Source organism: Massilia rhizosphaerae, from assembly GCF_016093545.1.
Lineage (GTDB): Bacteria > Pseudomonadota > Gammaproteobacteria > Burkholderiales > Burkholderiaceae_D > Telluria > Telluria rhizosphaerae.
The window spans coordinates 38,227-60,521 of sequence record NZ_JADKYX010000019.1 but is presented as its reverse complement, the minus strand read 5'-3'; the positions used below and the strand labels follow the sequence as shown (position 1 = coordinate 60,521).

The 22,295-nt window shown below is 69.2% G+C and carries 17 protein-coding genes; 6 read left to right on the top strand and 11 right to left on the bottom strand.

Annotated features, from left to right (window positions below):
- Positions 1 to 14 precede the first annotated feature (14 nt).
- Positions 15 to 1,508 carry an FAD-dependent monooxygenase gene (locus ISF28_RS23340; RefSeq protein WP_198119565.1) on the top strand — a complete coding sequence of 498 codons (1,494 nt, stop codon included), beginning with the start codon at positions 15 to 17 and terminating at the stop codon, positions 1,506 to 1,508.
- On the opposite strand, the gene ISF28_RS23335 is transcribed toward ISF28_RS23340, so the two are convergent.
- Positions 1,491 to 2,564, bottom strand: a complete 1,074-nt coding sequence (locus tag ISF28_RS23335) for a hypothetical protein (RefSeq protein ID WP_198119564.1) — start codon at positions 2,562 to 2,564, stop codon at positions 1,491 to 1,493. The genes ISF28_RS23340 and ISF28_RS23335 overlap by 18 nt on opposite strands.
- Before the next feature lie 368 nt (positions 2,565 to 2,932).
- On the opposite strand from ISF28_RS23335, the gene ISF28_RS23330 reads away from it, so the two are divergent.
- From ISF28_RS23330 to ISF28_RS23310, 5 genes are all read left to right on the top strand, one after another.
- The gene (locus ISF28_RS23330; protein ID WP_198119563.1) at positions 2,933 to 3,745 is read left to right on the top strand and encodes a formate/nitrite transporter family protein; all 813 of its coding nucleotides are present in this window, start codon (positions 2,933 to 2,935) and stop codon (positions 3,743 to 3,745) included.
- Positions 3,746 to 3,773: 28 nt separating this feature from the next.
- The gene (locus ISF28_RS23325) at positions 3,774 to 5,510 is read left to right on the top strand and encodes a bifunctional protein-serine/threonine kinase/phosphatase (protein ID WP_198119562.1); all 1,737 of its coding nucleotides are present in this window, start codon (positions 3,774 to 3,776) and stop codon (positions 5,508 to 5,510) included.
- Between the two features lie 197 nt (positions 5,511 to 5,707).
- Entirely contained in the window at positions 5,708 to 5,983 is a 276-nt protein-coding gene (locus ISF28_RS23320) for a hypothetical protein (protein WP_198119561.1), read from the top strand.
- A 69-nt stretch (positions 5,984 to 6,052) separates the two neighbouring features.
- Positions 6,053 to 6,733, top strand: a complete 681-nt coding sequence (locus ISF28_RS23315; protein ID WP_198119560.1) for a YceI family protein — start codon at positions 6,053 to 6,055, stop codon at positions 6,731 to 6,733.
- Between the two features lie 78 nt (positions 6,734 to 6,811).
- Positions 6,812 to 7,750, top strand: coding sequence for a bile acid:sodium symporter family protein (locus ISF28_RS23310; protein ID WP_198119559.1), 939 nt, complete (start codon positions 6,812 to 6,814; stop codon positions 7,748 to 7,750).
- On the opposite strand, the gene ISF28_RS23305 is transcribed toward ISF28_RS23310, so the two are convergent.
- The 10 genes from ISF28_RS23305 to ISF28_RS23260 all read right to left on the bottom strand — a co-directional run bounded on the left by ISF28_RS23305 (position 7,674) and on the right by ISF28_RS23260 (position 22,288).
- Positions 7,674 to 9,038 carry an apolipoprotein N-acyltransferase gene (locus ISF28_RS23305; protein ID WP_198119558.1) on the bottom strand — a complete coding sequence of 455 codons (1,365 nt, stop codon included), beginning with the start codon at positions 9,036 to 9,038 and terminating at the stop codon, positions 7,674 to 7,676. The two genes, ISF28_RS23310 and ISF28_RS23305, sit on opposite strands and share 77 nt — an antisense overlap.
- Positions 9,035 to 9,619: a TetR/AcrR family transcriptional regulator gene (locus tag ISF28_RS23300; RefSeq protein WP_198119557.1), complete on the bottom strand. Its 585-nt coding sequence runs from the start codon at positions 9,617 to 9,619 to the stop codon at positions 9,035 to 9,037. The genes ISF28_RS23305 and ISF28_RS23300 overlap by 4 nt, the downstream gene beginning before the upstream one ends.
- A 62-nt stretch (positions 9,620 to 9,681) precedes the next feature.
- A complete protein-coding gene (locus tag ISF28_RS23295) occupies positions 9,682 to 10,680 on the bottom strand; it encodes an aldo/keto reductase (protein ID WP_198119556.1) in 999 nt (332 codons plus the stop codon).
- On the bottom strand, positions 10,677 to 11,852 hold the full coding sequence (galK, locus tag ISF28_RS23290) for a galactokinase (protein ID WP_229519324.1): 1,176 nt from the start codon (positions 11,850 to 11,852) through the stop codon (positions 10,677 to 10,679). Before galK ends, ISF28_RS23295 begins: the two co-directional genes overlap by 4 nt.
- Position 11,853: 1 nt before the next feature.
- A complete protein-coding gene (locus ISF28_RS23285; RefSeq protein WP_198119555.1) occupies positions 11,854 to 12,912 on the bottom strand; it encodes a UDP-glucose--hexose-1-phosphate uridylyltransferase in 1,059 nt (352 codons plus the stop codon).
- 236 nt (positions 12,913 to 13,148) lie between these two features.
- Entirely contained in the window at positions 13,149 to 14,159 is a 1,011-nt protein-coding gene (locus ISF28_RS23280; RefSeq protein ID WP_370663490.1) for a transporter, read from the bottom strand.
- A gap of 64 nt (positions 14,160 to 14,223) precedes the next feature.
- Positions 14,224 to 16,089 carry a glycoside hydrolase family 28 protein gene (locus tag ISF28_RS23275; RefSeq protein ID WP_198119553.1) on the bottom strand — a complete coding sequence of 622 codons (1,866 nt, stop codon included), beginning with the start codon at positions 16,087 to 16,089 and terminating at the stop codon, positions 14,224 to 14,226.
- A gap of 10 nt (positions 16,090 to 16,099) precedes the next feature.
- Positions 16,100 to 18,727 (bottom strand): pectinesterase family protein, encoded by a 2,628-nt coding sequence (locus ISF28_RS23270; RefSeq protein ID WP_229519323.1) that lies wholly within the window; start codon positions 18,725 to 18,727, stop codon positions 16,100 to 16,102.
- Positions 18,724 to 19,503: a rhamnogalacturonan acetylesterase gene (locus tag ISF28_RS23265; protein WP_198119552.1), complete on the bottom strand. Its 780-nt coding sequence runs from the start codon at positions 19,501 to 19,503 to the stop codon at positions 18,724 to 18,726. Before ISF28_RS23265 ends, ISF28_RS23270 begins: the two co-directional genes overlap by 4 nt.
- A gap of 58 nt (positions 19,504 to 19,561) precedes the next feature.
- Positions 19,562 to 22,288, bottom strand: coding sequence for a TonB-dependent receptor plug domain-containing protein (locus tag ISF28_RS23260; RefSeq protein WP_198119551.1), 2,727 nt, complete (start codon positions 22,286 to 22,288; stop codon positions 19,562 to 19,564).
- Between the last annotated feature and the right edge of the window lie 7 nt (positions 22,289 to 22,295).

The following is a 22,295-nucleotide window of genomic DNA, read 5'->3' as shown; positions in this document are numbered from 1 at the left end:
GCAACATGGAGGACATGCGTTTGCAAACCATCGACCATGACGTCATCATCGTCGGCGCCGGCCCCACGGGCCTGATGCTGGCTGCCGAACTGGCCCTGGCCGGCGTCGACGCCGCCATCGTCGAGCGCAAGCCGACGCAGGCGCGTGTGGGCGGCCGGGCGGGCGGTTTGCACGCGCGCACGCTCGAACTGCTCGACCAGCGCGGCATCGTGGACCGCTTCCTCGCCCAGGGCAAGACGCACCCGCGGGTCAGTTTCCACGCGGCCCTCGACATCCGCGATTTCCCGACCCGGCACAATTATCTGCTCGCGCTGCCGCAGGAACGGACCGAACGCCTGCTCGCAGCGTGGGCCGATGAATTGCACGTGCCGGTCTACCGCGACCTGGAGGTGGGCGCCATCGCGTGCTACGCGGACGGCGTCGACGTCGCGACGGCGCAGGGCAAGGCCTTGTGCGCCCGCTGGCTGGTGGGCTGCGACGGCGGGCGCAGCGTGGTGCGCAAGCTGGCGGGCATCGGCTTTCCGGGCTGGGAGGCTTCCACGAGCTGGCTCATCGCCGAAGTCAGGATGACGGAGAAGCCGGTGCTGGGCTTTCGCGAGGATGCCGCCGGTCGCCACGCGATGTCGATGCTGGAGGATGGCGAGACGGTCGGCGTCGTCCTCGCGGGCCGCGCGCCGGATGCGACCGGCGAGCCGTCGCTGGACGAACTCGCGGCCGGTTTGAAGGCGGTCTACGGGACGGACTTCGGCGTCCACTCGCCGGCGTGGTTGTCGCGCTTTTCCGATGCGACGCGCCAGGCGGACGCCTACCGCAAGGGCCGCATCCTGCTGGCCGGCGACGCCGCGCACATCCACCCGCCGCTGGGCGGGCAGGGCCTGAATCTCGGCATCCAGGACGCGGTCAACCTCGGCTGGAAGCTGGCGCAGGTCGTGAAGGGCATGTCGCCCGACGCGCTGCTGGACACCTACCAGGCCGAGCGCCACCCGGCCGCGGAGCGCGTCCTGCGCAACACCATCGCGCAGGGCGTTCTGCGGCGCCCGGACGCGCGCACCGCGGTGCTGGGCGAATTCGTCGCGGAGATGCTGGCGATGGACGAACCGCGCAAGCGCTTCGGTGGCATGATATCGGGCCTCGATATCCGCTATGACCTCGGCTACGACCTCGGCGACGGCCATCCGCTGCTGGGCCGGCGCATGCCCGACCTGGACATCGCGACGGCCGACGGGCCGGCCCGCGTGTTCGCGCTGCTGCACGATGCGCGGCAGGTGCTGCTCAACTTCGAACGGCCGGGTGCCTTCGCCCTCGAGGACGGCGGCGAGCGCATCGCGCTGATCGACGCGACGTTCGACGGCGTGTGCGAGCTGCCCGTCATCGGGGTGGTGCCGTTGCCCGCCGCCGTGTTGATTCGCCCGGACGGCTACGTGGCCTGGGCCGGCGACGCGGACGACGCCGGCCTGCCCACTGCGCTGCAGGCCTGGTGCGGCGTACGGTCACTCGGGATTCGGTAGCGCCTCCATGCCAGTTTGCCCGAAGTCTGCGGCCCTGCACGGGCAGGCCGGATCCAGCCGCACGGGGCGGCATTCCCCGCCGATGCCGTAGCACGCCGTTGCGAAGATCTGGGCCCTGTTGTTGATGTCCTCCGCCGTCACCAATTGCCACCCGGAGGGCACCGCCGTCAGCTGGTTCAGGTCGAGCATCTTGTGGCCAAGGTACAGGAAGGCCGTGCGCGTTTCGTCGGGGCGGCTCGCTTCTCCCACGATCAATCCGCCGTTGTTGATCGCGATCGCGCGGCCGGAGCTGCCGCCGAGCGTGCCGAGGTCGATCATCCTGCCGTGCTGGATCAGGAACGGGTGCTCGGCGTCGCCGGCGTCGTCGGGCGCGATCCGGGACGCGCCGACGATCTGCCAGCGGTCGTTGATGTCCAATGCCTGGCTGCGCTGGCCGCTCGCCAGCGTGCCCAGGTCGTGCGTCTTGCCGTCCTTGAAGAAGATGGCGTGGTATTGCGGATCGCTGGCCGAGCCGCCGCCCGTGCTTGCCCAGCCCACGACGCCGTCCCTGTTGTTGAGTCCCGCGACGAAGCTGAATTCGCCGCCCAGCGTCGGGACGAGTTCGGCGTGGCCGTGGCGGTAGAGGAAGCCGCGCACGGCTTCGTCCGCAAACGGATCGGCGATGCCGGCCACCGCGCCGTGGTTGTTGATGAACTCGGCATCGGACGTGTAGTAGAACGTGGGCAGCGCGGCGTGGACGTCGATCAGTCTGCCGCCGATGATGGCGAAGGCGGTCGCCGAGCCGGTGAGGACCCCGCTCACGTCCGAGCGGTCGTTGATGCCGCGGCCGAAGCTGGGCGGCGCATTGACCGGGTGGATGCCGCCGCGGTCGAAGATCGCGACCCGGCCCTGGTAGGTGCCGACGATGCGGCCGGCGTCGTTCAACGGGTGGAACGGTCCGGCCTCGAATCCGTTCGGCACGAACGTCAGCGTGTAGCGCGGCGCCGCGGCATTGGCCAGCGGCATGGATGCGAGCAGCACGCACGCTGCTGCGCAAAGTAGTTTACGAAAGAACATGCTCGGCTCCTCGGGCTGGATGCGTCATTACCCATATTGCATACGAACGGTGTGTCGGGTGCTGCGCAAAGTCATGCTTGTGTGCCGACAGGGCGGCCGCCGTCGCTTTTTCAAGGGGTGCACGCAAACGGGGCATTCCGGCCCCCGGGCATGGCGTAGCGCGCGGCCGTCGTGCTTCATTTGCGGGCGCGCGTGTGCCGGCAGCGGCGGAAACAGTGCGCCGGCGCACCAGGAGACGGCGCCGGCAAGTGAGAATTCGGCGGTCCGCAGCCGGGCCCGCTTCTTGCATGACTCTCTTCGACGGCGCGTCGCGCCGCATCACTAATCATAAATTTGCCGCGCCAGCGCGGCCCCTAGGGAGAACTATCATGGCATACCTGGTGCCTTCGGAATTCGTCACCAAGATGGTCGACGCGGGCGAATCCAAAATCTATATGTCCACCCGCGACGCGCTGATCCGTGCCTACATGGCCGGCGCCATCCTCGCCTTGTCGGCGGTGTTCGCCGTGAGCTGTTCGGTCGCCACCGGCGTGCCGTTGATCGGCGCGCTGCTGTTCCCCGTGGGCTTCTGCATGCTGTACCTGCTCGGCTTCGACCTGCTGACGGGCGTGTTCGTCCTCACGCCGCTGGCCCTGATCGACAGGCGTCCCGGCGTCACCCTGCCGCGCGTGATCAAGCACTGGGGCATCGTCTTCACCGGTAACTTCCTCGGTGCGCTCACCGTGGCCGTGCTCATGTCGTACATCTTCACGTTCGGCTACCACACGGACGGCGGCGCGCTGGCCAAGACGATCGGCTCGATCGGCGAGAAGCGCACGCTGGGCTATGCGGCCTACGGCTTTTCCGGCATGGTCACGCTGTTCATCCGCGGCATGCTGTGCAACTGGATGGTGTCGACGGGCGTCGTGGGCGCGATGATCTCGACGACCGTCGGCGGCAAGGTCATCGCCATGTGGATGCCCGTGATGCTGTTCTTCGCGATGGCGTTCGAGCACTCGGTGGTCAACATGTTCCTGTTCCCGTTCGGGATCCTGACGGGCGCGCACTTCACGTTCGTCGACTACCTGCTGTGGAACGAGATCCCGACGGTGCTCGGCAACCTCGTCGGCGGCCTCGCGTTCACGGGCCTGACCTTGTATTCGACGCACGTGAAGACGGCGCCGAAGCGCTCGTTCAACTGAGCACGCACGACGCGCGGGCCGGCGCCACATGCCGACACCCTTGACCCTGGCCGTCGGCCAGCACACGGACCGGGGCCGCAAGTCCTCGAACCAGGACTGCCACGGCGCGGCGCTGCCGCGCGATTCGCTGCGCTCGACGAAGGGCGCGGCGCTCGCGCTGGCGGACGGCATCGGCAGCAGTGCCGTGAGCCACGTCGCGAGCGGCACCGCCGTCGCCTCGTTCCTCGAGGATTACTATGCCACGTCCGACGCGTGGTCCGTCAGGACGGCCGGCGAGCGCGTGCTTGCCGCCGTCAACGCGTGGCTGTACGCGCAGACGCGTCAGAGCCAGGACCGCTACGACCAGGACCGCGGCTACGTCTGCACGTTCACGGCGCTCGTCATCAAGTCGAACACGGCGCACGTGTTCCACGTCGGCGACGCGCGCATCTACCGGATCCACCCCGGCGCGCACGGCGCCAGCCTGGAACAGGTGACGACGGACCACCGCATCTGGGTGTCGCCCGAACGCAGCTACCTGAGCCGGGCATTGGGCGTCGACGACAGCGTCGACATCGATTACCGCGCCGTGGCGCTGGAGGCGGGCGACCTGTTCATGCTCGCCACGGACGGCGTGTACGAACACGTGACCGGCGCCGACGTCCACGCCGCGCTGCAGGGCGCGTCCGACCTGGACGAGGCCGCGCGCCGTCTCGTCGCGCGCGCGCTGGACAACGGCAGCACGGACAACCTCACCGTGCAACTGGTGCGCATCGAATCGCTGCAGGCGCGCGAGGCGTCCGAGCTGTTGCGCCAGATGGCCGACCTGCCGCTGCCGCCGCTGCTGGAGCCGCGCGCGGAACTCGACGGCTACCGCATCGTGCGCGAGGTGCACGGCAGCAGCCGCAGCCACGTCTACCTGGCGCTCGACCCGGACAGCGGCGCGCACGTGATCCTCAAGCTGCCGTCCACCGACCTCGCCGGCAACCGCGCCCGCATGGAACGGTTCGTGATGGAGGAGTGGGTCATGGGACGCGTGCGCAGTCCGCACGTTGTGAAGCCCGCCGCGCCCGCGCGCCGGCGCAGCTGCGTCTACGTGGCCAGCGAGTACATCGACGGCATCACGCTGGCCCAATGGCTGCGCGACCATCCGAAGCCAGGCCTGGAGGCGGTGCGGCGCATCGTCGACCAGGTGGCGAAAGGCCTGCGCGCATTCCACCGGCTCGAGATGCTGCACCAGGACCTGCGCCCGGAAAACGTCATGATCGACGCCGACGGCACCGCGCGCATCATCGACTTCGGTTCCGTGAGTGTGGCGGGCGTGGTCGAGATGGCGCCGCATGGCGAGGACTGGACGCTGCAGGGCGCCGCCCTGTATGCGGCGCCCGAGTACTTCCTGGGCGAGCACGGGACCGTGAGCTCGGACGTGTTCGCGCTGGGCGTGCTGACGTACCGGATGCTGACGGGCGAGCTGCCGTACGGCGTCGGGATTCCGGCCGCGAAGGGACGCGCGGCGCAGCGCAAGCTCGCGTACACGTCCGCGCGCGAGCACGATCCGGCCACTCCCCCATGGGTCGATTGCGCGCTGCGCAAGGCCTTGCAGATCGATCCGCGCCGGCGCTACGAAGACGTGTCGGAATTCGTGTACGACCTGCACCATCCGAACCGGGCCTTTCTGAACCAGGCGCGTGCGCCGCTGGTGGAGCGCAATCCGCTGTTGTTCTGGAAGGCGGTGTCGTTCGGGCTCGCGCTGGCGCTGGTGGCGGAGATGGCGTTGCGGCGGTAGAGCCTTTCGGGCTGGAAGCGGCAGTCGCAATTGGCGACTTGAATCGCCGCGAGTATCGTAGACTTTCCTGAGCCATAATGGGACTGCACGGTCGCAACCTCACCAGCAAGGAACGCTGCGCCGCGTAAAATTCCGGGTCGGCCGATCGGCCAGAATTGGGCGGTTGTGGATCGTGATATACGTTGGGGAGAGTTAACGTGAGGGATAGGCATGGAAACCCGGTTGAAATCGGCGACATCGTTCGCGTCGTGGAAATATGCCAAGAGTTCCTCGACGTGTTACCAGAGGATGAACTGGTCCACATCGCGCAGATGCTCAATCACGAGTACCCAATTGACGATTTTCCGGAGCCGGACAAAGCGAGCGTTTCGGTTAGTTGGGAAATCGAGCCGGGGCTGACCGGACACGGTGGTCTTTACATGTTGCCGCACGAGTTTGAGCTCGTGCGCAAAGGTAGCTCTGCAAATGGCTGACGGACTGCAACTGGCCAGAAGCCGCCACCGCTGTCAACCCCGCCATCCGAACCTCACCCACCGAGCCACATGAAGCGCATCCTTCCACTATTGTTCCTGCTGACCGCCTGCGGCCAACCGCTCGCACCGCCGACGCGGGCCACGACACCGACGTCCGCCACGTTCTCGTACCGCGCGGCGGCAACCTCCGGCGCCGCCGTCTACGCGGTCGACCCGGCCGCGTCGCTGATCGCCGTCACGGTGCGCCGCGCCGGCTTGATGGCGCGGCTCGGGCACGACCACGTCGTGGCCAGCCACACGCTGGACGGTTACGCCGCGCCCGGCCTGGGCCGCGCCGACGTGTCGTTCCGTGCCGACCAGTTGACCGTCGACGAGCCGGACCTGCTGCGCGTGGCGGGCATCCCTTCGGAACGCACGCCGGAAGCGATCGCCGGCACGCGCAAGAACATGCTCGGTCCGGTGCTGGCGGCGGAGCGCTACCCGGTGGTGACGCTGCACGCGCAGCGGAAGGATGCGGACCACCTGGACGTCGCCGTGACGCTGCACGGCGTCACGCGGTGGCTGGCGTTGCCGGCCGCCGTGCAGGTCGATGCGGCGCAGATGACCGCGAGCGGCACGGCGCGCCTGAAGCAGACCGATTTCGGCATCGTGCCGTTCTCGGTGGGCGGCGGCCTGCTGGCCGTCGCCGATGACCTGGACATCCGCTACCGCATCGTCGCGCGGCGCTGGACGCCGGCCGCCAAGCCGTAACGGCGCCGCCCCCGGCCCGCGCGCGCGGCCCTATAATGCGGCACCCATCGTCCCATCATCGGCAAGGAGACCCCACGCGTGAACGCAGTAGAAAAAGCCGGCGCCTTCGTCGGCAAGACCTTTTCGGTGTGGGTCCTGCTGTTCGCGGGTCTCGGATTCTTCGCACCGGCGCTGTTCGTCGGCTACAAGGGCTGGATCGCGCCGCTGCTCGGCGTCGTCATGTTCGGCATGGGGCTCACCTTGTCGGCGGAAGATTTTCGCGACGTGCTCCGGCGGCCCCGCGACGTGGCGATCGGCGTCGTCGGGCACTATCTCATCATGCCCGGCATCGCGTACCTGCTCGCCGTTGCGCTGCGCCTGCCGCCCGAGATCGCCGTCGGCGTGATCCTCGTCGGTTGCTGCCCGAGCGGCACCGCGTCCAACGTGATGACGTTCCTGTCGCGGGGCGACGTCGCGCTCGGCGTGTCGATCGGCGCCGTGTCCACCCTGATCGCGCCGTTCGCGACGCCGGCGCTCGTGTCGCTGCTCGCCGGCGCGTGGATGGATATTCATGCGGCGTCACTGTTCAGGGACATCGTGCAGGTCGTGATCCTGCCGATCGCGCTCGGCGTCGTCGCCAAGACGCTGTTCCGCAAGCAGGCGGCGGCCAGCGTGAAGGCGTTGCCGCTCGTGTCGACGGCGGCGATCGTGCTGATCATCGCGATCATCGTCGCGTTGAACCAGGCGAAGCTGCTGACGAACGGACCGTTGATGTTCGCGGCCGTCATCCTGCATAACCTGCTCGGCTTCGCGCTGGGTTATGCGTTCGCCCGGCTGTTCGGCATGGACCTCGCGAAGCGCAAGGCCGTGATGTTCGAGACCGGCATGCAGAATTCCGGCCTCGGCGCCGCACTGGCGGCCGCGCATTTCAGTCCGCTGGCGGCCGTGCCGAGCGCGTTGTTCAGCGTGTGGCACAACCTGTCCGGATCGGCGCTGGCGATGTGGTTCGCCGCCAGGACAACGCCGCCGTCCCGCTAGCCAGCGCGACGCACAGCCACGCGAACCAGTCGCCGTGGCGCGTGTACCAGGTGGGGCCGGTGCCGAGCGGGACGTCGGCCGACGCGACGGCGACGCCCGGCTGGCCGACCTCGGCGCGCGCGAGGACGCGGCCCCGGTCGTCCGACACCGTCGCGAGGCCGTGCGCGGCGACGCGCAGCATGGCGAAGCCGTTCTCCACGCCGCGCATGATCGCCTGGCGCGCGTGCATCCAGCCGTCCAGCGTGAAGTCGTTCGCCGGCACGATCATCAGGCGGATGCCGTTTTCGGCGTCGGCGCGGATCGTGCGCGGGAAGTCCAGGTCCTTGCAGATGGCGGTGGCCATGCCGTCGCCGATCAGGCCCGGCTTGGTGCCCGGCGTGAAGACGGCTTCGCCGGGCAGCAGGAGGTGGCGCTTGTCGTACGCGAACGCCGGCTTGCCGGGCGCGAAGACGACCGCCATGTTCCGTTGCGGCGACCGGTTGAGCGTGCCGGCGACGACGAGCGTCCCGGTCTCCGCGGCCGCCGTCCGCACGGGGGCCAGCGCATCGCTTGCGATATCCGTCTCGGGCGTGACGACGACTTTCGCGCCCTGGCCGGCGGCCGACCGGATCGCCGCCCCATACCGTTCGCCGGCCCCGGCGCGCCCCACGCCTGGCGCGGGCACGATCCCGACGGCGGCGACGCGCAGCGGCGCGCTCTGCGGCGCCGCCAGGCGCGCATAGCCGGCGCCGATGACGGCGACCGCCAGGGCCGCGCCGACCGCCCCCGCCGCGCGCTCGCCCCGCAGCGCCAGCGCCACCGCGTTCGCGCACAGGCACAGGAGGAACGTGACGCCGTAGACGCCCGTCACGGACGCCACCTGGATCGCCGCCGGCCAGTCGGCCTGCGTATAGCCCAGTGCGCCCCAGGCGCCGTGCGGCGACACCCATCCTTCCGCGAATTCGAAGGCGGTCCACAGCACGGGGAAGGCGAAGACGACGGCCGGGCCGGGCAGCACGCTGCGCGCCCGTCGCGCCAGCAGCAGCGCGAGGCCCAGCAGCAGGCCGCTGCCGGCCGCCATCGCGATGCCGTCGACGAGCACGTAGGTGCCGTAGACCTGGAAGATATAGACCGTGCCCATGGCCGCCGTGAACAGCGACGCGGCCAGCACCTGCCCGCGCGGCGCGCCCCGGTAGGCGAGCCACAGCAGGGGCACCGGCGCGATCCAGGCGAGAAGCCAGGCGTTGGCGATGCCGTAGGCGAAGTAATACATCATCCCGCTGAGCAGGGCGCAAGCGAATGCGATCATGGGGTGGGCTCCGGTGAATAGGACAGGATGCAGTGGTCGACCGCCCGCACATAGGCGGCGCGGAATTCGTCTTCCGATACGAAACGGCCGGCGCGGTACATGCCGACGAGGCCCTGGCACAGCGCGGACAGGGCGAGCACGATGTCGCCCGCCGACGGCGCGTGCGGATCGGGCGCGCGCATGCGTTGCGCGTGCTCGCGGGCGAGGCGCACGACGGGCGACCGGCCCTCGGCGAAATCGTGCGGATATTGGCGGGCCTGGCTGGCGCGCAGCAGGAAGGCGGCTTCGTAGCGGCGCGGTTCGGTCAGCGCGAAGTCGAGGAAGGCGGCGCCCAGCGCGCGCAGCCAGGCGGCGGGGTCCGATGCCGCGATCCGGGCGACGCGCGCCTCCCACGCGACGAAGCCGTCCAGCATCAGCGCGTTCAGTAGCGCGTCCTTGTCCGCATAGTGCTTGTAGATCGCCATCGGCGTGATGCCCACGGCGGCGGCGATGCGGCGCATGGAGAGGCCCGCTTCGCCTTCCTCGTCGAACAGTGCGCGCGCGGCCTGGAACAGCCGCGTCTTGGTGGATTCGGTATTCATGGTATACAGCGTATACCACGTGACGAAGCGAGTCAATCCCGGGCGCGCGCCCGGGACATCGTTCAGGACGAAGCGAGGATGGCCTCGATGGCCGCGATCTCGTCGCCGGCCAGCGGCGCCATCTCGACGGCCCGCACGGCATCGAGCACTTGCTGCGGCCTGCTGGCGCCGATCAGCACGGACGCGATGGCCGGCTGGCGCCGCACCCAGGCCAGCGCCAGTTGCGCGAGCGTGCGGCCGCCGGTGCGCGCGACGTCGTTCAGCGCTTCGATGAGGCGCAGGCGTTCGGCCGTGATGTGCTCGGGCTTGAGGAACCCGACCTTGCCTGCCGCGCGCGAATCGGCCGGCAGCGCGCCGCCGAGATAGCGGTCCGTCAGCAGGCCCTGCGCCAGCGGCGAAAAGGCGATGCCGCCGATGCCTTCTCGCTCCAGCACGGGAAACAGGTCCGACTCCGGCTGGCGCACGAGCATGTTGTAGCGCATCTGGTGGATGACGAACGGCGTGCCCAGGCGCCGCAGCTCGGCCGCGGCAGCGGCCGTGCGCTCGCCGTTGTAGTTCGAGATGCCCGCGTACAGCGCGCGGCCGCTACGCACGATCCAGTCCAGCGCCGCCATCGTTTCTTCCAGCGGCGTGTCGGGGTCGGGACGGTGGTGATAGAAGATGTCGACGTAGTCCAGGCCCATGCGGGACAGGCTCTGGTCCAGGCTCGCGACGAGGTATTTGCGGCTGCCCCAGTCGCCGTACGGCCCCGGCCACATCGTGTAGCCGGCCTTGGTGCAGACGACGATCTCGTCGCGGTAGGCTTTCAGGTCCTGCGCCAGGATGCGGCCGAAATTCGTTTCGGCCGATCCGGGCGGCGGGCCGTAGTTGTTGGCGAGGTCGAAGCACGTGATGCCGTGGTCGAACGCCGTACGCACGATGTCGCGCTGGCGCTCGAAGTCGTCGAAGCCGCCGAAGTTGTGCCACAACCCCAACGACACGGCGGACAGCCGCAGGCCGCTCCTGCCGCAATGCGGATAGGGCATGCTGCCATAGCGTGCGGCCGCCGCCTCGTACGTCATGGGGTGACTTTACCGGCGCCGGCGGCCGGCTTGCAGACGTAGATCGTGGCCGGCTTGCCGTCCGGCGAACGGTACTCGCGCTCGACGGCGGCACGGGCTGCCTCGACCAGCGCATGCGGCACGACGGCCACCACGCAGCCGCCGAAGCCGCCGCCCGTCATGCGCACGCCGCCCTGCTGCTTGACAACGCGCTTGACGATGTCGACGAGATTGTCGATCGGGGGCACGGTGATCTCGAAATCGTCGCGCATCGACGCGTGCGACGCGGCCATCAGCTCGCCCAGGCGTTCCAGGTCGCCGGACGCCAGCGCGGCGGCGGCGGCCAGCACGCGGTCGTCTTCCGTCACCACGTGGCGCGCGCGGCGCAGCACGACCGGGTCCAGTTCGGCCGCGCGCGCTTCGAGCGTGGCGAGGTCGAGGTCGCGCAGGGCGGGGATGCCGAAGTGGCGGGCGGCCGCTTCGCACTGTTCGCGCCGCACGTTGTAGGCGCTGTCGACGAGGCCGCGCGTCACGTTGGAGTTGAAGATCATGATGGCGGCGTTGTCCGGCACCGGTACGGGCTTCACCTCCAGCGAGCGGCAGTCGATCAGCAGCGCGTGGCCGGCCACGCCGCAGGCGGAGCTGATCTGGTCCATATTGCCGCACTTGGTGCCGACGAAGTCGTTTTCCGACGCTTGCGCGATCAGGGCGATGTCGATCGGCGACAAGGCTTCGAAGCCGGGCAGGGTGGCGAACAGGCGGCCGACGGCCACCGACAGCGACGCCGACGACGACAGGCCCGCGCCCTGCGGCACGTCGCCCGCGATGGCGAGGTCCATGCCTTGCACGGGCAGGCCGCGCTTCACGAACTGGTCGATCATGCCGCGCACGTAGTTGGCCCACATCGGCTGGGCCACCCGTTCGATGGGGGCGTCCAGGTCGATTTCGTCGAGCGCGTCGCCGTAGTCGGCCGCGATCACGCGCACCTTGCGGTCAGCGCGCGGCTTGGCCGCGATGGCGGTGCGGTAGTCGATGGCGCACGGGAGCACGAGGCCGTCGTTGTAGTCGGTGTGCTCGCCGATCAGGTTGACGCGGCCGGGGGCTTGCACGAACAGCGTGGGCGCGGCGCCGAATGCGGTTTCGAAGGCGGCGGCGGTACGGTCGTTGCGGGAAATGAGGCGGTTATCTTGCATGTCAGGTCGTTTGATTGGATTCGGTGTCGAGGTAGTGCACTTCGGACTGCGCGCGCAGGCGCTCGGCCGCTTGTTCCGGGGTCAGGTCGCGCTGGGCTTCGGCCAGCATCTCGAAGCCGACCATGAACTTGCGCACCGACGCGGAGCGCAGCAGCGGAGGGTAGAAGTGGGCGTGCAGTTGCCAGCCTTCCGCGTCGGCATCGGACACGCCGTACGGCGCGCCATGCCAGCCCATCGAGTACGGGAAGGACGTCTGGAACAGGTTGTCGTAGCGCGTTGTCAGGCGTTTCAGCAGCGCGGCCAGGTCGGCGCGCTGCGCCGGCTGCAGTTCTTCCAGGCGCCGCACGGCAAAGCGGGGCAGGACCAGCGTCTCGAACGGCCACGCGGCCCAGTACGGGACGATGGCGACCCAGTGCTCGGTCTCGACGACGACGCGTTCGCGGGCGGCGATCTCGCGCTCGGCCACGTCCAGCAGCAGGCGGCGGCCCTGTTCGGCGTGATACGCTTGTTGCTGGCGGTCTTCCGCGGCCGGCAGGTTCGGGACATAGCTCGTGGCCCAGATCTGGCCGTGCGGGTGCGGGTTCGAGCAGCCCATCACGGCGCCCTTGTTCTCGAACACCTGGACCCAGCGGTACTTGGCGCCCAGCTCCGCGGCCTGCGCGCACCACGTGTCGATGACGCCTTCGATGGCCGGCAGCGTCAGCTGCGGCAGCGACTTGGCGTGGTCCGGCGAGAAGCAGATCACACGGCTCGTGCCGCGCGCGCTCATCGTCTGGAACAGCGGGTCGGCGCCGGGCGCGGCTTCCGGGGTGTCCGGCATCAGCGCCGCGAAGTCGTTCTCGAACACGTAGGTGCCCGTGTAGTCGGGGTTCTTTTCGCCGTTGACGCGGGTATTGCCCGGGCACAGGTAGCAGGTCGGGTCGTGCGACGGCTTGGCCGAGCGGTCGACGGCTTCCTGCTGCCCCTGCCACGGCCGCTTGGCGCGGTGCGGGGACACGAGGACCCAGTCGCCCATGAGTGGGTTGTAGCGGCGGTGCGGATGGTCGGATGGATTGAACATGGTCTTCTTCTGCGATTCGGATGGACGGAAAGCCGCAGATGGTGCGGCGAGCGGACCGGTGGAAGCAGAGGCTGGCGCCGGTGTTTGGGCCATTCTACCGTCGGCGGCGCCGCGCACGGCTGCCCTGGCGTGCGGACTTTTCCTGAGGAAAGTAGCTTAGCGTGGCGCCGGAAAACGAGTTATGCTCAATGCAAGGCCTCGTATCTTGTTTTCGTATGGTAAAGGCATGTTAAGGCTCAGCGCGGGCGTTGCAGCCGCAGCAACAGCCAGGCGAGGGCGCCCGTCACGAGGGCCGTGAAGCCCAGCACGACCCAGAACCCGTGCGGGTGCCGGGACAGGGGCACGCCGCCCACGTTCATGCCCAGCAGGCCCGCGATCAGGTTGATCGGCAGGGCCATCACCGTCACGATGGTCAGCAGGAACAGGCTGCGGTTATTGTCTTCGTTGACCCGGGCCGCGATCTCTTCCTGCAGCAGCTTGATGCGTTCCTGCAGCGCGGCGAGGTCGGACAGCACGACCGTGAATTCCTCGGTCGCCTGGCGCAGCTCCTGGCGGTCTTCCGGCGCCACCCAGGCGGGCGGCCGCTGCAGCAGGCGGAACAGGGCGGCCGGCTCCGGCGCCAGCAGCCGTTGCAGCCGCACGAGCACGCGGCGCAGCGCGCCCAGGTCTTCGCGCCGGCGCGTGAGGCGCCCGGCCAGCAGTTGATCTTCCGCCGCGTCGACCCGCGCCACGGCGTCGCGCACGATGTTGACGAGGACGTCGGCCTGGTCGCGCAGCAGGTGCACGAGCAGCTCGACGCTTGATCGCAGCGGCGCGCCCTGCAGCACGTCCTGGCGCAGGCGTTCGATGGATTCCAGCGGCTTGCGGCGCGCGGTGATGACGGCGCGCGGCGTCACGTGCACCCACAAGGTCGAGATCTCGGCCGCGTCGACGGAAAAATTGTGGAGGACGTCGTTGACGACCGCGATCAGCGCATCGTCCGCCATCTCGATGCGGGTGGAGCGCGAGCCCTGGTGCAGGGTCTCGTAGAATTCGTCGGGCAGGCCGGCGTGGGCGCGCAGCCAGCGCTCGCTGGCCGCGTTGGACAGATTGAAGTGCAGCCAAACGAACTGGCCGGGGACGGGCGCGCGCAACCAGTCCTCGGCCTGGCGCGCGTCGACGGACGCCGCCTGGGCGCCGTCCCTCAGCAGGAAGCCCCAGACGAGCCCCGAGACGTCGGAGCCGTAGTTGAACACCGGTGTCGCCATCATCCATCCCATGTCCGCAAGAGGTGACGGCATTGTAGAGCAAGCGCCAGGCCGGCGCGCGGCGTCAGGCGGACAGGGTCGTGTCGTAGCGCTTGCCGGCGATGGTCACGTTGGCCAGCTTCAGAGCGCGCACATTGTACGTGTACCACGGATGCGCCGTGTTGACGGGCGTGCCGAAGTCGCAGTCGGTGATCGTCACGTCGCGCACCGGCAGCACGGCGGGTGTCGGGGGCGGGCCGTTGTAGTCGGAAGCGACGGGACCGAGGACGACGAACGCCTGGAAGCACGAGGCCGGCGCGCCGGCCTTCGTCTTCACGTTGCCCACCTTGACGTTCGAGATGTGCACGTTGCGCACCTCCGGCGGGCGCACGCGCACATTGTCCGCGCGCGGCGTGTAGTCGCAGTCGAAGGTGACGACGGCGCCGGCCGCCGTGGCCACCGTCTTCGACGCGATCGGGGAGCCCGGCAGCGACGCGTAGAACGAGGGGCTCGTCTGCACGCCGTTCGGGATGCTCACGTTGCGCACGTAGAAGTTTCGGAGAAAACCGCCGCGGTTCAGGTTCGTCTTCAGGCGGATCGCCGTGTTCAGCGGATTCGTCGCCCAGTTCATGTTCTCGAACACGAGGTCCTGCGCGTACACGTTCTGGATGCCGCCGGCCATCTCGCTGCCCAAGGTCACGGCGCCGTGGCCGCTCTGCATCGTGCACTTCTGGATGACGATGTTCTGCGACGGGCCGTACTGCGTGTCCAGGTTCTTGCCGGCCTTGATGGCGATGCAGTCGTCGCCCGTGTTGAACCGGCAGCCTTCGACGAGCACCGTGTCGCAGCTTTCCGGATCGAAGCCGTCGCTGTTCGGCCCCAGGCTGTTCGCGTGCACCTTGCGGATGGCGAGATTGCGGCAGGCGACCGGATGGTGCTGCCAGAACGGCGTGTGCGTCACCTGGTAGCCTTCCAGCAGCACGTTGGTGCACCCGATCAGCTGGATCATCGGCGGCCGCAGGTAGTGGCCCAGGCCGAACACGCGTTTGGCCAGCGGCACGCCCGCTTCCGACAGCGCGGGCAGGTAGGCGTCGTCCGCGCGCCACTTGTCGCCCTGGCCCTGGATCATGAGGCGCTGCGCCTCCGGCAGGTCGGGCGCAACGGCGGCCAGCGACTTCGGATTCAGGTCGTTGACCTGGTTCTGCGCCAGCTTGCCGGGCACGTAGTTCGGCGACTTGTCCTGGGCGACCGAGTGGATCGTCGCGTTCTTGCCCTTCCACGTCCACCAGCAGTCGAGCCGGCCCGGGAACGGCACGCCGCCCTGGCCGTCGAGGATGGCCGTCCAGTCGTCGCCCGTGAGCGCGATATTGTCCTGATCGCGGGCATAGATCATCGACGAGAAATTCAGGCAGTCGTTGCTCTGCCAGCGCGACACGACCAGCTTGCCGTTCGGCCCGCAATCGACGTCGCCGTATTTCGCGTAGTCGGCGGGGTCGTTGCTGAAGTAGACGTGGGCGCCGGCCGCGAGGTGCACGTTCACGTTCGACAGCAGGACGATGGGCCCGGCGCAGAACCAGTCGCCCCGCGGGATGACGACGCGGCCGCCGCCCTCCGCGTGGCATTTCTCGATGGCGGCCCTGAACGCGGCGTAGCAGTCCTTCGCGCCGGACGCGGGCGTCTGCAAGGTGGCCCGGTCCTCGAACGACACCCATGCCTCGACGGGCACGAGCTTGCACGGCGCGGCGCCGAAGTCGCTGACGAGGTAGTCGGCCTTGCGGAACTTGACGGGGTTGGCGAGGCGCTTCGCGATGCCGTCCGCGGCCTGCCACGGGTCGCCGTCCCGGGCGGCCTTGCGCGCGGCCGCCAGCGCGTGCGCGGGGCCGGACAGCGCGAGGCCGGCGACGGCGGCGGTTTTCAAAAAGCCGCGGCGGGCATCGAAGGGGTCAGTCATGGTGTCTCCGTCACTCGTTGGTGTTGGCGTATTCGCCGAGATAGACGTCGGCCGGGACCGGACGCGGTCCGTCGCCCAGCGCGCCGGCCGGGTCGAACGGCGTGCCGGCCAGGTTGTTCCAGTAATCGTCCGAACTGAATTGCGCCGGACGGTGCGCCAGGGTGCCGTTGCGGTTCCATTCCGACCACGGCGTCGTCTTCTCGAAATACGGCCCGATGCGCGAACGGAGGATCACGGCCTTGCCGACCGTCTCCAGCGTGCGCTTGCGGATCGTCCCGACGGGCGGCGTGTACACGTCGACGTCGCCCAGCCTGCACGTGTAGCCGTCGACCGGAACGAAGCCGTACGGCGTGCAGCGCTCGTTGTGGAACCACTGGCGGGCGAAATAGAACCGGGTGTGGGCCGCGCCGGGTGCGTCGCTCGTGAAGCGGCAGCCGTCGAACACGAAGCCGTATTTCGCGCGGCGGTTCGTGTCCGGCGCCGCCACGTACGAGGCCGAGCGGCCGCCGACGGCGTGGATGTCGCAATCCTTGAAGACGGCGATGGTGTCGCCGAAGATGAAGTCGACGTCGCCCTCGATCCGCGTATCGTGGAAGAAGCTGCGCACCGTCGCGCTGCCGTCCTTCGAGCTCAGGAACAGCGTGTCCTGCATGCCGAGCAGGCGCACGCGCTCGAACTGCACCTTGTCCGCGCCGTCCACGCGCAGCGCGACGGCCTGGTGGTGCACGCGGCTGCCGCCCGTCGTGTCGGGGCAGTGGTCGCCCTGGCATTCCGGGTGCGCCACGGTCTTGTCGCGGTCGTACGCGTTCTCGATGGTGAGGTTGCGGGCCTGGAAGCCGTCCGCGCGCACCCAAACGGTGGCGGACCCCGTCGTCTGCAGTGCCGGCAGGTCCTTCAGCCCGTCGAACATGGCGGCGACCTGCGGCGGCGCGTGCGCGAACTCGGCGGCGTAGCGGTTGCGGTAGGCGGCGCCCGTCGTCGAGGCGTCCAGCGCGGCGCTGATGCGCACGGCCTGCGGATCGGCGCCGGCGCCGTCCAGCGTGATGGGCGGCGCGCCGGGCGGCACGTAGACGAGTTCATGGTACGTCCCGGGCGCGATGCGCATGATCACGCGCCGCGTGCCGCCCGCCGCCACCGCGCGGCCGACCGCGGCCTGCACCGTCGCGAAGCGCGTGACGCCGTCGGCCTTCGCTTGCGCGTCGACCGTGTAGTCGGCCTTCAATTCGTCCTGCGCCGCGAGCGGATCGGCCAGCGGATCCCATGGCTCGACGCGCTCGTGGCCGACCGGGCCCACGTATTTCAGCACCTCGCGGTAGTCGTAGGCACGGGCCTGGTCGGCCGTCAGTTGCGGGCGCGGATCGCGCACGGCCGGCTCGGGGAACGGGGCGAAACGTCCGGCGCAATCGGGCGCCGTGCCGAATGCACCCTGCACACGCGCATGCTCCTGCCGGACGTCGGAGCGCGGCGCGAGCGCCACGTCCTGCAGGGCCAGCACGAGCGGACGCGCGTCGTCGTAGCCTTGCAGCAGGATGCGGCCCGGCGTCGTGCTGTCCACGTGTTCCAGGCGGATGCCGGCGTAGTCGGGCACGAGATTGCCCGGCTGCGCGGGCTGTTCGTAGTGCGTCGTGATCTCGATCGGTTTGCGGACGTCGCGCAGGCAGACGTCGCGGTAGACGATGCCGTCGACGCGGCCGCCGCGCTTGTCGTTGCTCTTGATGCGCAGGCCCGACGTCGTGCCGTCCATCGTGAGGTCGTCGACGAGCACTTGCCGCACGCCGCCGTTGGTCTCGCTGCCGATCGACATGCCGTGGCCGCTGTAGAAGCGGTTGTGCAGGATCGAGATGTGTTCCGCCGCTCCGGCGCCGCCCGCCTTGATGGCGACGTCGTCGTCGCCCGTGCGGATGGTGCTGTGCGCGATCGTCACGTTGCGCGAGGAGATGGGATCGATGCCGTCGGTGTTGCGCGCGTCGTGCGGCGTGTCGATGGTGACGCCCCACGCCGTGAAGCCATCGACCTCGTTCAAGGTCACGTGGAAGTTGGGCGAGTTCTTCAGCGTGATGCGGTACATCGTGACGTCGCGCGCCCCGTCGGCCTGGATCAGGCGCGGCACGTTTTGCCGGGTCTTCACTTTCTGCGCGCGGCGCGCGATCTGCCACCACGTCTCGCTCTTGCCGAGGATGGCCTGGCCGCCCTGGCCGTCGATGGTGCCGCCGCCCATGATGCCGGCGCCGCGCACGTGGTCGAGCGTGATGAACGGCCGGCAGCCGCGGCCCGATGCGTCGTTGGTGCCGCAGGTGCCGGCGCCGCGGTCGAACAGGCGCGGGTCGGTGCTCGCGTACAAGGTGGCGCCCGTGTCGACGAGCAGGGTCACGCCGTCGCGCAGGTGCAGGGGGCCGGACACGAAGTTCCTGCCGTCGTTGCTGGCCGCGAGGACGACGGCGTGGCCGGGCGCGCATTTGTCGATGGCGGCCTGGATGCGGGCCGCGTCGTCGCGGCCGGTGGTGGCCGCTTCCCCGGTCAGCACCGCGCAGGCGGGCGGCACGACGGGTTCGCGGACGGTGCGCGTGTCCTGCGCGTGCGCGTGCACGCAGGCGAGCGCGCACGCCGCCGCGCACGCGTGCAGCGCGGCGCGTCTCAAGGCTTGCCCCCGTCCTTGAACCAGGGGGCCGTCTCGGGCCGCGCGGCCACCAGTTCGCGCTCGACCATGCGCGCGAAGAAGTCGGCGCCCTTGGCGCCCACGTGCGTGCGGTCGAACTTCGACTTGGCGGCGCCGTTCGGCTCGACCTTGTTCGGATCGGCGGGCATGCCATAGCCGGGCGGGCGGGGGACGACGGCCAGCTCGTCGGCACCGTCCTGGCCCATGGCCTGGACGGCGTCGTAGCTGTCGCGGTTCAGGTCCAGCAGCGCGGCGTGTTCCTGCGCGGCCGCGCGGCGCGTGGCGGCGGCCCAGGGCGCGAGATCGTTGGCGAGCCAGGCGCCCTTGAACGTGCGCCGGGTGAGCGGCGTCACGAGCACGGGCACGCCGCCGAGGGCATGCGTCTCCTGCGCATAGCGCGCCATGTTGGCGGGGAATTCGGTGACGAGGTCCGTGGAGCGCCCCGGCTTGCCCGGCTGGTCGTTGTGGCCGAACTGCACGAGGACGTAGGTGGCCTTGAAGCCGGCGCCGTCCTTGAGCATGCGCTCGACTTCGTCCCAGCGCCCTTCGCGCCGGAAGCTGCTGGTGCTGCGGCCGCCGCGCGCGAGGTTCACGCACGTCACGTCCGGGGTGAAGCGGGCGCAGAAGGCGTCGCCGTAGCCGCTCTTCGTGGCCATCGTCGAATCGCCGACGAGGATGACGCGGATGGGGGCCTCGGCGGCCGATGCGTGGGCCGCGACGACGAGCGCCGCCGCCAATGCGATACGTGGGATCAGCATCGTTGTCCTTTTCGTGGGATTGGCGCATCCGGCGAACCGGATGCGCCGATTGCGGACATCAGTCGAAATCGTAGCTGACGCGCAGGTTCCAGGTGCGGCCGATCGGATTGGCGACGCTGCTCAGATAGCCGTTGCCGTAGATCGTGTTGTTGGTGATCGGCGGGGCCTTGTCGAACAGGTTCGTGACGCCGGCCGTGATGCGGACCTGCTTCTGCACGCGGACCGACCCGGTCAGGTTCCACGTCGAGAACGACGGGATGTCGCGGTAGTACTGCGACGTGACGGCCGTGTTGGCGTCGTGGTACGAGCTGTTGAAGTTGTTCGTCAGCTGGGCCGAGTAGTTACCGCTCTGCCACGTGAAGCGCAGGTTGTGCTTCCAGCGGAACGTGATGATCGGGTAGCTGGACGTGGTGCCGTTGCTGGCCCAGCCGAACCGGCCGACGTTCGACATCCACGGGCCGTTCGGCACGAGCTGGTTGTCGAAGCGGGTCAGGTAGGTGCCGTCGATGGCGGCGCCGAACTTGCCGTAGCTGTTGTTCGCGATCTGCCAGTTGGCCGACACGTCCACGCCCGCCGCGATCTGGCCGCCCAGGTTCATGGTCGTGTTGTTGATGTAGGCGAGCGAGCCGTCGGCATTACGCACGAACAGGTTCTTGTAGTCCGCGTAGTTCGTGAAGTACACGTTCTCCGGCAGGTTGGCCAGCATGTCCTTCATGTTGACTTGCCAGTAGTCGAACGATGCGTTGAACGTGCGGGTCGGTTCGAACACGACGCCCAGCGTGCCGCCCTTCGAGCGTTCCGGCTGCAGCGTGTTGTTGGAACCCGTCAGCTTGTTCAGCTTCGCATTGCAGACGTCGGCCGCGACGGCACCCGGGACGGCCGTGCCGGTGCCTGGGATCGTCGGCGTCGGGGACGGGCACAGGACCGGATCGTCCCAGCGGCCGGCCGTCGTCGTGTTGGCGATGGTGGTGCGGTAGCCGTAGCGGTCGAACAGGGTCGGCGCGCGGAAGCCCGTGTTGGCGGAGCCGCGGAACATGATGGTCTTGGTCGGCTGCCAGCGGAAGCTGATCTTCGGCGTGACGGTCGACCCGACGTCGCTGTAGTGGTCGACGCGCAGCGCGCCGTTCAGGTTCAGGGTCTTGGTGACCGGCGCGTCGACCTCGGTGTAGATGCCGGCCACGGTGCGGCGGCTCTCGCCGTGCGCCGGGACGACCTTGGCGTAGGTGATGTCGGCCGCCGGTCCGAGCTTGGTGTCTTCGTTGGTGTCGCGGTGCAGGTCGGCGCCCAGCGCGAACGCGAGGTCGCCGCCGGCCAGGGCCATCAACGACTTGCTGATCGTGCCGTCGACGCCGGAGTACGAGCTGCGCGAGCTGCGGTTCTGCATGCCGTCGGCGGCGATCGACTCGAGGTAGTCGCGGCCGGCCTGGTCCTGCAGGCCGAACGGGTTCAGCGTGCCGTCGGCGAGACCCTTGATCAGGCCGGGGCCCGAGAAGTAGCCGGACTTGAAGTAGCCCTTGCGCAGCGACACGCCGTAGCTCAAGCCGGCCTTGTAGTCCCAGGTGCCGAGGTGGCCGTCGGCGGACAGCAGCAGGCGCTGGTTGATCTGGTTGTCGCGCGTGACGGCGGGGCCGAAGTCGGCCACGGCCCAGCTCACGGTCAGCGGCTGGTTCGTGATGCCGGCGACGGCCGGCACGCCGCCCCTCTTGCCCGGATACCACTGGCTGGTGGCCGGCAGGATCGGCTTGCTGCTGCCGACGGCGACGGCCTGGGTCGGGTTCTTGTAGCCGAAGATCGATTCGTCGCCGCGCGTGTACTCCAGGGTCACGGTGTTGTCGGCGTCGAGCTTCTTGGTCGCCTTGGCGTACATCGTCAGCTGCTTGTTCGGGTGCAGCGCCGTGCCGTAGGTGTCGTCGTCCAGCACGCAGGTGTTCTTGGCGCCCTGGATCGAATACGGACTCAGGCAGCCGCTCGAATAATACGGGTTCGCCGCGCTCTTGTTGGCGGAACTGGTGAAGTTGGCGGGCGTGGCATAGCCGCCGCTGGCGGCGTTGCGCGGACGGCCGATGGCCGCCATCGCCGCGTCGTCCGGGACGAAGCCGGCGCGGTCGGACAGCAGCAGGCGGCTGCGCTGGTGGAAGTCGACGGTGCCGTAGATGTTCCAGCCGTCCTGCTCCAGGTTGCCCTTGCCGAAGGTGGCCTGGATGCGCTGCTCGTCGCCGCCGCCGTGGCGTTGCGGCTGCACGAGCTGCACGGTGACGTTGCCGCCCGTGACTTCGCGCTTGGTGATGAAGTTGACGACGCCGCCGATGGCGTCCGAACCGTAGATCGACGACGCGCCGTCGCGCAGGATCTCGACGCGCTGCAGGGCGCTGATCGGGATGGTGTCGAGGTTGGCGTAGCCGTCGGCGATGGCTTCGTTGGCGAGGCGGCGCCCGTTCAGCAGCACGAGGGTGCGGTTCACGCCCAGGCCGCGCAGGTTGATGTTGGTGCCGGAGCCGGCGTTGGACGGCTGCAGCGACGCCGACTGCGGCAGCGCCATCATCACGTCGGCCAGCGTGGTCATGCCCTGCTTGACCAGTTCGTCGGCCTTGATCGTCGTGACGGGCAGGGCTTCCTCGGTGGCGAGGTGCTTGATGCTGGAGCCGGTGACTTCGACGCGCTGCATCGGCGCGTCCGTCTGCTGGGCCTGCGCCTGCTGGGCGAGACAGAGCACGGCGAGCGCGATCGAGGAGAGAACGAATTGGGGGGAGGCGTGACGGGGCTGGGTGCTGCTGGGGTATTTCATGAAGCTG